The organism is Frankia sp. CcWB2 (assembly GCF_977927585.1).
The window spans coordinates 1-11,738 of record NZ_CDWRCM010000138.1; the positions used below are offsets into that span (position 1 = coordinate 1).

At 66.5% G+C, this 11,738-nt stretch carries 6 protein-coding genes and 1 pseudogene; all 7 read left to right on the top strand.

Annotated features, from left to right (window positions below):
* Window positions 1–1,091: 1,091 nt before the first annotated feature.
* Complete coding sequence (locus ACY45C_RS14750; protein WP_462188176.1) at window positions 1,092–2,216, top strand: glycosyltransferase family 2 protein; 1,125 nt, start codon at window positions 1,092–1,094, stop codon at window positions 2,214–2,216.
* 86 nt (window positions 2,217–2,302) lie between these two features.
* Entirely contained in the window at window positions 2,303–5,095 is a 2,793-nt protein-coding gene (locus ACY45C_RS14755; protein ID WP_462188177.1) for a polysaccharide pyruvyl transferase family protein, read from the top strand.
* Window positions 5,096–5,232: 137 nt separating this feature from the next.
* Window positions 5,233–7,029, top strand: coding sequence for a hypothetical protein (locus ACY45C_RS14760; RefSeq protein ID WP_462188178.1), 1,797 nt, complete (start codon window positions 5,233–5,235; stop codon window positions 7,027–7,029).
* Complete coding sequence (locus ACY45C_RS14765; RefSeq protein ID WP_462188179.1) at window positions 6,969–7,916, top strand: hypothetical protein; 948 nt, start codon at window positions 6,969–6,971, stop codon at window positions 7,914–7,916. The genes ACY45C_RS14760 and ACY45C_RS14765 overlap by 61 nt, the downstream gene beginning before the upstream one ends.
* Window positions 7,917–8,109: 193 nt before the next feature.
* Window positions 8,110–10,074 (top strand): hypothetical protein, encoded by a 1,965-nt coding sequence (locus ACY45C_RS14770; protein WP_462188180.1) that lies wholly within the window; start codon window positions 8,110–8,112, stop codon window positions 10,072–10,074.
* Between the two features lie 10 nt (window positions 10,075–10,084).
* Window positions 10,085–10,279, top strand: coding sequence for a hypothetical protein (locus ACY45C_RS14775; protein WP_462188181.1), 195 nt, complete (start codon window positions 10,085–10,087; stop codon window positions 10,277–10,279).
* 318 nt (window positions 10,280–10,597) lie between these two features.
* Window positions 10,598–11,738: pseudogene (locus ACY45C_RS14780) on the top strand (FAD-dependent oxidoreductase); the annotation flags it as partial.

Below are 11,738 nucleotides of genomic sequence, written 5' to 3' on the forward strand. Positions count from 1 at the left end.
GAGTACTGGAGGCTATCACGAGGAGTTGTAGCTCGACTACGCATGGCGATGCCGAGTCGGTGGCAATCAAGGGTTGCCGGTGTGGCCGCGGAGCTCGGGGGCGCGGTGCGGACGGATCTCGAGTTACCTCATGCCGCGTGAGGCACGTGTCTCGTGGCGGGGAAGCAAGAAGATCGCTTGATGTGTAATGAACATCTCGAAATCGCGGATTGGCGGTCGGAGCCGGAGCTGCGTTGCCCGGTTGGCAGAGAGGGAGTGAAGGCAATGGTGAGGCTCGATTGAGAACGTAACCGATCCGCCGGGTAACGTCTTCGTGAAGTCGGCTCCATCTGTAGCCGGGTATGGCCGAGGTGGTTCGGGGTCTTGTCGGCCGGCGGCCGGTGGGCCGTGACCGGCATGCTACGATGACCCAGAAGGGTGGCGTATGGTCAAAGTATAGGCGAATCGGGGGCGCTACCTTCCGAAGACTGGGGGGCTGGTTAGGGGAGTCGGACACTTCGGCGCATGTTGTGTGCCGATCGTGCCATCGCCGTTTGGATCACTTGTTTGCGATGATCTATAGCGGATCTTCGTTATTGGTCAGTTGGGGGGGCTGGCTTCAGCATGCTCGGATTCGATCGGCAAGGCGGCGCGGAGCTTCCTGATCTTCCGTCTCGCGCGCCCTCGCAAAGCTCGGACGTTCCGTCGGACGTTCTGGTTGCACCTTGTTCTCCCCGCGGGCAGGTGGCAAGCGCCTGCGCATCGCCGAACCCAACGGACGAACCTCAGATGTGCGGTCATGAGCAGGTATCCACAGCTTTTCAAACTGATGAAACATCCGCTCCGGAAGCGGAAACAAGCGGCTCCGAGGCAGCGACCGGACGCCGTACCTCTCCCCTCGGCCGTCTGTATGCCGTGCTCGCGGCCTGGTATCGCCTGGCGACCGCGATGTCACGTCTTGGTCGGCACGCCACTGCACCGGAGCCGGATGCCGGTCGGCCGGTCCGTATTGCGGAGTACGAGCTCACGACCGCTCTGCTGACGACCCGCGCGGCGGTGCTCCAGCCACGGATCGCGTTCGGTGAGAACGGATCGCGTTCGGTGAGATCCGTGTGCTGGTCCGCTGCCACGGCATCCCCATCGGGCAACTGGAGGCCTCCGACGGGGGCGACACGAACGCCGCAACCATCCCGATGCTGGTCAAAGAGTGTCGGCTCGACCAGCACGAGTGCTCGCACTCCTGGCCCATGCACATGCAGGAGCGGCGTCGGCCGGCGAGCATCGTCATCCCGACGCGCGACCGGCCGGAGAGCCTCGGCCGGTTGATTTCCTCGCTTCAGGCGGTCGCTGAACGTGAGATTGAGTTTCTGATCATTGACAACGCTCCCAGGACGGCCGCGACCCGGGAGCTCGTCGAGTCGGTCAGCCGGGTGGACGCGCGCTTCCGCTATCTATGTGAGCCGCGCAAGGGCGCGTCCCGGGCGCGTAACACTGGTCTCGGCGCGGCCGAGGGCCGGGCCGTCGCCTTCTTGGACGACGACACGCAGGTGGACCGACACTGGCTTCCTGCGATCCTGAGCGGGTTCGACGTGGCGGACGGCGTCGCCTGCGTTACCGGCTTGGTGCTCCCCGATGAGCTGATGACCTCGGCTCAGATCTGGTTCGAGCAGTACGGCGGCTTCGGTAAGGGACTGGAGCGGCGGATCTTCGATCGCTGGAGCGGAGATGGCGCCCTCTATCCTTATGCGGCCGGCGCCTTCGGATCCGGCAACAACGTCGCCTTCGACGTGGACGCCGTCCGCGAGCTGGGTGGTTTCAACGAGGTCCTCGGCCCTGGCACACCTACGCATGCCGGGGAGGATCTCGAACTGTTCACACGGACGATCCGGTCCGGACGGCGGCTGGTCTACGAACCGTCGGCGATTGTTTACCACACACATCGGCAGCGATACGGCGACCTCCTCGACCAGTTGCGCAACTACGGCACGGGATTGTCTGCGATGCTCATGGCGCAGGCGCTGTCGAGTCCTCAGGAACTGGCGGAGATCCTGCGTAGGGTGCCCGCCGGCCTTCTGTTCCTCCTGCTACCACGATCTTCGAAGAACGTTAGCCGCGGGCCGCGTTTTCCCGTGGAGCTGGTGCTGACCGAGGTCCTCGGCATCGCATCCGGCCCGTTCGCGTACCTGCAGGCGCGGCGAACACAATCCCGTCGCGTCGATCGGGGCCATATCAGGTGAACCGGAGTAGCCTTGGGCGTCGCCCCGGCACGAGTGGGCGGGCGCATGCTGGCCCGCGGCATGCCCAGGCCAGAGACGGCCGGCGGTTGTTCCCGCTCCCGGCGCTGGCCTCGACGGTAGGAATCCTCCGTTCGCCGCTGCTGCGCAATGCCATCCTCCTGATGGCGTCCACGGCTATCACCGGAGTTCTCGGTATCGCCTTCTGGGCGATCGCCGCCTGGCTGTACTCGCCGGAGAATGTCGGACGGGCCTCCACAGCCGTGTCTACGATGCTGCTGCTATCCGGACTGGCCCAGCTCAACCAGCAGAACATCCTGCCTGCCACCATTCCGGCTGCGGCGAGATCCAGACGCACGATCATTCGCAATGCCTATGCCATGTCAGGGCTGCTGGCGACCGTGCTCGCTCTCGGCTTCGTGGCCCTGTTCTCCCATACGACGTTCCTCGCCGACTTCGACCCCTGGTTCTCGGTCTTCTTCGTCGCTGCAGTCGCGTTCTGGTGTATTTTTGCTCTTCAGGACTCGGTGCTCGCCGGGCTGCGCAAGGCGTCCTGGGTGCCGATCGAGAACGCGTTCTTCGCGGCGTCGAAGCTCGTCCTGCTGTTCGTCTTCGCCGCGTTCGGGATCTCGGCCGGTCTCTTCTTCGCCTGGACCGCGCCGGTCATCCTGCTCGTCCTCGCCATCAACATACTGATCTGGCGCAGGGTGTTATCGAGAAATCAGCTCGATGATGTGGCTGAATCGTCGCGGAACGCCCCTCATGCGACCGCCACCGGATCGCGGCGCCGAGCGGACTGGTACATCATCGGCGACATGGCCGGCGGACTCGTCCAGCTCGCGGCCACCACCCTGCTGCCTGTGATCGTCTCCGCTCGGCTTGGCTATGAGGCCACCGCTTATTTTTACACCTCTTGGAGCCTGGTTTCCGTTTTCGACCAGCTCATGAGTGGTGCCACCGCCTCCCTGACCGTCGAGGGAACCCGGGAATCGAGCCGGGTGAGCGCCCACATTCTCAGCATGATTAAGTTTTTGTTGGCGTTCATCGTCCCGGTCGGGATCATCACGGCGGTCTTCGCTGGACCGTTGCTCGCCATTTACGGCAGCGAGTATTCGAGCGAGGCGGCGAACCTCCTATCCTGCCTTGCGCTCGGAGCAGTCTTCCGGGCGACGATTCTCCTGGCCGTCGCGATCAGCCGGGTGCAGCGGAACACACGACTTCTGCTGGCCATCCAGGGATCGATGAGTGTCTGCTTGCTCACAACTGCGCTGATCGTCGGTTCCCGGGGACTGACCGCCATCGGTCTGGCGTATCTCGGCTGCCATGCCGTCATCGCCTTGGCCGTAGTGCCGGTCTACGTCAGGGCGTTGCGCCGCCCGTCGTCGGCGATCAGCGGCAGACGCAGCCCCCGGTCGGAGCGGGCGGTCTATGGGGAGCCGCGCGGCGCGTCTACGCTCCTCCCCGCGGTCTTGGAGTCGGATCCCCCGGCGCAGGAAGATCTTGGCGCCCGTGTTCCCGACGCCGAGACAACCTGGCTCATCTGGCGCCGGCCATCCGCACCCAGCCTACGACCGTCGGCCTCGCGGCAGCCCACCTTCCATCAGCCCAGCCCATGGAAGTCTAGCCTCCAGTCCATCGGCTCCCCGACCGCGCAGCGGCGAGCAGATGACACCGTCGGCTCTGGAGGTCGTCGACGGCTCGTCGGACACCGGCGGCGGGTTCACCACTGCCCGGACGTCTCGCGAGCCGGCCCCGCAGCCCGAGCGCGGGGACGGCCCACTGAGGTCACCGCATCCAGATCACCCCATGAGGACGGTCTTCTAGAAATGCAGAGAGTCGCACTCGCCTATCTCGGTTATGCTGGTCGCGGGAATCTCGGTGACGACGCGATCGAGCTCGTCTACAAGCGGGCACTCCCTGGTGTGCTGATCGCGCCTCTGCCGCTGTACCCCGGTGATGTCCCCGTTCATCTGCGGGCACGTCGACGGCTCAGTTTCCAGGACTCTTCGTTGCTGCTCGGCGGCGGGACCGTGATTGGCCGCAAGAACTGGCGGGTCCACCTGCTGACCGGCGGCCGGATTGTCCGTCGACGCCCGTTCCACATGCTCGGGGCGGGGGTCGAGGACCCGGTGTTCCAGGGCCGGAACTCGTTCTCCGCGAATGGGGAACTGGGAAAGTGGCGGCGTCTGCTCGACCAGTTCGATCGGGTGACAGTTCGCGGGCCGCGCTCGGCCGAACTGCTGCGGGACGTAGGGGTGGACAGCGAGGTGGTGGGGGATCCTGCCCTGCTGCTCGAACCCGGCCCCGTTCCGCGTACGGTGGACGAAGGCGTACTCGGGATCAACGTTGGATGGGGCGACGACATGTGGGGCCACGATCCCGAGCGGGTGACCCGGGAACTCGGCTTGGCGCTCAGCCAGCTTGCGCGCCGGGGGTGGCGGTTCCGGGCCTTTCTCGCGAACAACAGCGACCGTCCGTACACGGAGCGGCTGTTGACGACCGCGGGGGTAGCCGACCGGACCGAGACGTACGTCACCGTCGATCCGGACACCTATCTCCACTCGGTACGCGGATGCTCGGTGCTCGTTGCCCAGCGGCTGCACGCCGCCATCCTGGCCTGCGCCGCGGCGGTGCCGACCATCGCAATCAGTTATCAGCCCAAATGCGATGACTTCATGGCCTCTGTGGGGCAGGAGCAGTTTCTTGTCCGGACGGACGAGATCGACAGTGAGCCACTCGTCGATCTGGTGGAGAAGGTCGACGCCAACCGCACCGATCATGTGACGCGCCTGCAGACCGAGGTCGATGCCCGCCGTGCCGCCCTCATCGGATCCCTCGACCGCATCACCCACCAGCTCAGCCTGGGGGGCACTGGCCGGTAGGCCGGCTGTCCCACCGGCCGGCCCTCGCGGTCGGTCCGCCCGTCCACGGCGGTACCGATGGCGGGTCGACCGGGGGCGGTGAATCCACCCACGGCGAACCCACCCAGCGGAGACAGGTGCACGTGCGGATAAGCGGAGTGCGGGACCGCATAACGATCAGCCTTGGGCTGATCTGTCTCGTGGTGCTGCCGCTGGCTGTCGCTGGTGGGCTGCGTGCCGCCGTCATCGTGCCCGCGATGCTGCTGCTACCCGGCGCCGCCGCCCTCAGCTTCGTAGCGATCAACGAACGTGCCCTGTGGGTGGGCTTGGCCGTCTGTGTCAGCCTCGCCGTCGAGGCGGTCGTCCTCTGCGTGCTGCTGTGGCTTCGGCTCTGGCATCCCACCGTGGTGGCAGCCGTGCTGGCCGTGTTGTCGATGGCGGTCATTCTGCGCAACGCGGCACGGTCGGGGACGGCTCTGGGCACCTCCGGCCATGGCGGGGATGGTGAGCGGGGGCAGGGAGGAACCGGTCGGGCCCTTCCCGCCGCGGGCCTGCGCCGCGGGCTGCGAGCCGACGGGGCCCTGGTGCTGGCAGCGCCGGCCATCCTCGCGTTCATCCTCTTCGTGATCAGTATTGGGCGGGTGGATCCGCAGCGGATGGGGCAGTATGGCCTGCTCACCGTCCTCCCAGTGACGTGGTACCTGGCGCTCGCCCTGCTGCTGGGCGGAGCGGTCCGGGTCCTGTCCCGGCCGACGGTCAACCGCGCGGCCGCGGCCGGCTATCTCTTCGGCATCGTGTTCGTGCTCTTCGGCACGGCCCCGCTGGTGTATTCCGTGCCGCACTACTCGTGGGTCTACAACTACATCGGGGTGACCCGTTACATCCTGGAGCACCACGCTCTCGACAAAAACGTCGACATCTACCAACGGTGGCCCGGCTTCTTCGCGGTGGCCGCGTTCTTCTCGGCACTGACCAGGACGACCGATCCGCTGGTGTATGCGCAGTGGGCGGAGGTCTTCTTCGTCTCGATGTCCGCACTGCTGGTCGCCTGCCTCGGGCGGTCCTACCTGCGCTCGGTGAGCCTCGGCTGGGCATCCGCGCTCGTGTTCGTTCTCGGGAACTGGGTCGGACAGAGCTACTTCGCGCCCCAAGGCTTCGCTCTCACCCTGGCATTGGCGATCTACTGTCTGCTTATCGGGTTCTGTCGCTCGGTGCGAAAGGCCCCGGCCCGGCCCCGGCCGGATGATCGGGACGCTGTGACCACGTCGGACATGTCGCGGGAGTCCTTTGTCCGCGAGTATGGACGGGGCGTGACGGCGAGAAGCGACGAGACCGTCCTGCGCCGGTGGGCGATCGCCGTCGCGGTGCTGCTCCAGGCCGCGGTCGTGGTCTCCCATCAGCTCACCCCCTATCTGATCGTGGTCAGTGTGGTGGTGCTCATCGCCTCCGGTCTGGTGCGCCCGTGGCTGCTGGTGGCGTTCATGACGGCGCTCACCATCGCATTCCTGATTCCGAACCTCGCCTACCTCACCAGTCACTTCGATATCGCCTCATCGCCCGACCCCCTGCAGAACCTGCGCCGGGTCGACCCCTACGGCGCGACTCCGCTGCCGGGGAAGGCCCTGCACGCCCGGGCCGGCGTCACGCTGTCGATGCTCGTCTGGTTCATCGCCGCCGTGTCGGTCGTGAACGGGTTCAGGCGGCGGCAAAAGGGGGCCGGCGTGCTCGGCCTGCTCGTCGCCGCGCCCGGGATCCTGATTCTCGGACAGACTACGGCGGCGAGGCCATCTTCCGGGTTTATCTGTTCTCCTTGCCGTGGGCGGCATTGGCCATCGCGAGCGCTCTGGTTCGACACCCGATGCGCCCGACACCCGTGCGGGCGCATCGGGTCGGTGTGGTGGCCCTGGCCGGCACAACGGCCTTCCTGTCCGCTTTTCTCGGCCAGGAGGAACTGAACTACATGCCGGCCGGCACGGTCGAGGCCAGCGACTACTTCTACGGACACGCGCGGACGGGCTCCGTGCTCATGTGCGCCGCGCCCAACTTCCCCCGCAGTTACGGACCCAACTATGACGAGTTCATTCACATGAAAAATGGCGACGAACTGAACATTCTTCTCAATCCGGAGCTACGTGGCCATGACTTGGGCGCGGCGGACATCAGCACCGTCATAGCAGAGATCAAGAAATACTCCGACTATGGATATCTCGCCTTCGCGGATAGTGGTGACGCCTACGTGCGGACCTTCCAGCTGACTCCGCCGGGTGCTCTCGCGCGGCTGGAGGCCGCCGTCGCTCAGTCATCGTCGTTCCGGCTCTGGTACCGCAACGACGACGCCCGCATCTACGCCCTGGTTGACACCCTCCCGAGGGGCGCATCGACGGCCGCCGACCCTGGGGGGCTCCCCGGCCGACACCGTCGCTGTGAGTGGGTCGACCGGAACCCGGCCGCTCCCGGGGACCCCCCGATGACCACGCACCACGCGACGACCGCCCGGACGGTCGCACTGGGCCTGCTCAGCGTCGTCGTTCCCCTGTTGGAAGCGGCGGACACTGGCGGGGCTCTGCGGACGGTCCTGGCGATCGCCTTCCATCTGACGATTCCCGGTGTCCCGCTACTCGCGCTTGTCAGGCTGAGCAGCCCGACCCTGCTGGCCTGCGCGGGTGGGGGGCTGTCCATCGCCCTGACCATTATCAGCGCGCAGCTGATGCTCTGGGTGGATGCGTGGCACCCCTTTCTCCCGGTAATCATTTTCGCGGTCGTCTCGCTGGTGGCGCTGGCTGGGGACGGGTGGCGATCCCGTCCCCGGACGGCGGGCGTGACCCCGTCGCGGACTGGCTGAAGGTGAAACAGAGAATGATCATATGGCTGCCCGGCGCCGTTGCCGGGCGGATGGCTCAATCGTGACGACGGACGCGTATACGCGGTTGGGAGAGGACGCGCCCGCGGTGGAGCGAACGACCGGTCCCACCCGCCGGCACGAGGGTCGATCGCCCGGGTCGACAGCGGCACCGGAGACGGGAACCGAGGTGGGCGTGGGAGTACACACGCGTGGCCCGGCGCCGATCGTGCTGCTTGGCGCTGCGGCCATATTCCTCGTCTGGGGCATGGCGGCCGCCGACCCGCGGCGGATCAACGCGCTCGGCATCGTGGGCGCCCTCGACTGGCAGTACGCAGCGGGGATCGTGGCCTTGGCCGGGGCCTTCGTCTGGGAGCTCGGCGCTGCTCGCTCCCGGACCTGGCTCCTCGCGACCGCGATCGGTCTGCTGGTGGTGGCCATCTACGCGTTGCCTCCTGTTATCGAACAGACCTCCAGGCTGCCGACCTCTTGGCGGCACGCCGGATTCATCAACTACATTTACGACCACGGAACCGTGCTCCATCACTACGATGCGCGGTTCTCCTGGCCCGGTTTCTTCGCCGGGATGGCGGTCCTGATGAACACCGCCGGGGTGGATGACGCGAGTCACCTGCTGCTGTACGCCTCGGTGCTGTTCATGCTCGCCTATCTGCCCTGCCTCGCCTTGATCTTTCGTGAGCTGGGCCTGAGCCGCCGGGGGATCTGGCTCGCCCTGTGGTTGTTCCTCTGCGCGGACTGGGCCGACCAGGAGTACCTCTCCCCGCAGGGCGGGGCCTATCTGCTGTCGCTGGTCGTGCTGGTCGCGGTGCTGCGCACGAGCGCTCGCCGGACGGACGCGTGGCGCGACACCGCAGATACTGCGGACGGACGGAGGCAGCGTCTGCGTGCGCTGCTCGCCCCGCCCGGTCCGGTCTACGGACCACGCGAGCAGATGGCGCTGCTGGGGTGTGTTGTCGTGCTCGCCATGGCGATCGTGGCCAGCCATCAGCTCTCCCCACCCCTGCTGATCCTTCTGCTCGTGAGCCTGATGCTGACCCGCCGGCTGCGGAGCCGGGCACTCGTTGTGCTCCTTCCCGTGCTGTTCGTCGGCTACTTCACCTTTGGAGCGGTCGACTTCTGGAGTGGCCATCTGTCGGTCGTCACCGGAGACGTCGGTGGAGTCGGGGGCACGGTCAACCAGACTCTGGCGAACCGGGTCCAGGGTTCGCAGACACATCTACGCATCGCCTTGCTCCGCATCGTGGTTGTCGGTGTGCTCTTCGTCGGTGCGGCCATCGGCTCGTTGCGGCGGCGCCAGTGGCGCATCGGGCTGACGGCACAGGCGGCGGCCTGTGCCCCGTTCGGGTTGCTGGCGTTGCAGTCCTATGGTGGCGAGGCGCTCCTGCGCGCCTACCTGTTCGCATTGCCATTTCTGTGTGCCCTGTCCGCGGCGGCCTTCTTTCCCGCGCCCGACCCAGAGTTCGGCACCCTCGCCCGCCGCGGCCGGCGTTTCCCGTCCGGTTCGAGGCTCCTCCGCCCCCACCGCCCGGGCGCCCGCTCCGATCGCGGCCTCGACGGCAGCACCGCCCGCGAGGAGGACACGATCCGGCTACCGATCCGCCGTGCCTGGTCGCCCCGGCCGACGTTCTCCCGAGGCCTGACCGCCATCCTGGCTGTCGTGTGCATCGGCGCGACAGCCGTACAGCTCGTCTGCCGGGGTGGCAACGAGGAATTCGTGTGGTTCTCCCATGAGGAGATCGAGGTCACCGAGTGGGTCTACGAGCAGGCGCCGGCGGGCAGTACCATCGGCGTTTTCAACGGCTTCTTCCCGGGTCAGAACAAGGATCTCGATCGAGTGATGCTGATAAATCTGGGGAGCAAGTGTAAACCCATTACTGATCCGCGTGAATGTGCCCTTCAGTGGAAGCCGGACTATATTTTGATCACTCGGGCGCAGGGCGCGTACGGTCGCGAGTCGGAATCCCGCCCCGACCACTGGTCGGCCGACTACACGACCTCGCTCGAAAAATCCGGTATATACCGCAGGATTCGGAGCGATCGGGACGCGATCGTGCTCATGCGCGCTGTGGACAGCAGACTCGAGACATCGAATCCTGGGTTGTCCGCGCATCCCATGCTCTCTGTGGACCAGAAGGATTGAGAGACCGTCAATGGACCAGCACAATGTGATTCGGATCGGGCTGTTGCTTGTCTGTCTGACGGCCGGCCTCGCGGTCGGAGTGGACCTCCTGCGGGAGGCGCGTTCCCCCGGGGCACAGAAGGTTGGGCGGACTTTGGGGGTTGGTCTCCCGGCGGTCGCCGTCCTCGCCCTCGCCGCCTGCTGGCTACGGGTGACGCATGAGTGAGATCCGTTTCCGGATGGATGGCCGAGGGCGAACGCGGCCCAGGCCCGGGCGGCGTACCCGGCCGGCGGGCCTGTCTGGCCGGACCGTCGGGGAGCGTTGCCGATGATCTCGTATCCGCATAGCAGACGTGAGCTTCTCCTGCTGGGAATGGGTCTCCTCGCGGCCGCTCCGCTGGCGGGATGCGGCGATGACGACGCTCCCCTGACGGCGCGCTACCTCGGCCCGGTCAACAAGGGGAAGGCCTCTCACACAGAGACCGAGTTGTGCGTCTACGGCGCGACGCCGGCTGGCATCGCCGCCGCTGTCCAGGCCCGGCGGATGGGCCTGCGCACCACGCTGCTGGCTTTCGGGGACGAGGTCGGCGGGATCATGTCCGGCGGGTTGTCCGCCACTGATGTCGGGTACAGCGCGACTATCGGCGGCTTCGCCCGGGAGGTCTTCGCTGCGACCGGGCAGCACTACCGGTCGGCCGGCCCGGTGTACAACTTCGAGCCGCACGTCGCGCGGGACGTCTTCCTCGCCTTCCTGAAGAAGGAGGGCGTGCGTGTCGTGCTGCGCCAGCATCTGACCGAGGTGGTGCTTAGCGGAAACCGCATCCGCTGGATCAACACCGACGACGGGAGCAGCCATCGGGCTAGCGCCTTCGTGGATGCCAGTTATGAGGGCGACCTGTTGGCGGCCGCGCGGGTCAGCTTCGTCGTCGGACGGGAGTCGAACAGCGAGTACGGCGAGACACTCAACGGCGTGCAGAACCGGGCCGCAGGGTCGACGTTCCGTAGCTGTATCAGCCCCTACCGCCGGATCGACGACCCCACCAGCGGCCTGCTGCCCGGCGTGTCATCGAACCCGTTGGGAACGACGGGCCAGCGCAGCCCGCTGAGTCAGGATTTCTGTTTCCGGCTCTGTCTGGCGCGGGCCGGAGCGAACGCGCGTCCGTTCCCGAAACCGTAGGGCTATGACCCCGCCCGATACGAGCTGCATCGCCGGTACCTGGCGGCGGGAAACCGGAACGTGATGTCTTTCCTCGTCAAACTTCCCGGGGGGAAGTTCGATCTCAACAACAGTGGGCCGATCTCCACCAATCGCGTGGGCGGCTCAGCGGGCTGGGCGATCGGTAGCTTCGCGCAGCGGGAACGGATCTACCAGGACCACCGGGTTTATCAGCAGGGTCTGCTCTGGTTCCTGGCGAATGATCCCGCGGTGCCCGCCTGGCAGCGTGACCAGGCCCGTTCCCTCGGTCTCGCGGCGGATGAGTTCGTCGCCACCGACAACTGGCCGCATGAGATCTACGTACGCGAGGCCCGGCGGATGATCAGCGACTACGTGGCGACGGAGGTGGACACCTCGGGAAGGCGGCGCTGCCCGGACCCGATCGCCTATGCCTCCTACCAGGTCGACTCGCACGCGGCAGAACGGGTCGTGGCGGACAACTGTCTGGTGAACGAGGGCGGTCTAGACT

Coding starts and splice junctions, on each gene's coding strand:
- ACY45C_RS14775 (WP_462188181.1), top strand. CDS start 10,085: ATGGACCAGCACAATGTGATTCGGATCGGGCTGTTGCTTGTCTGTCTG.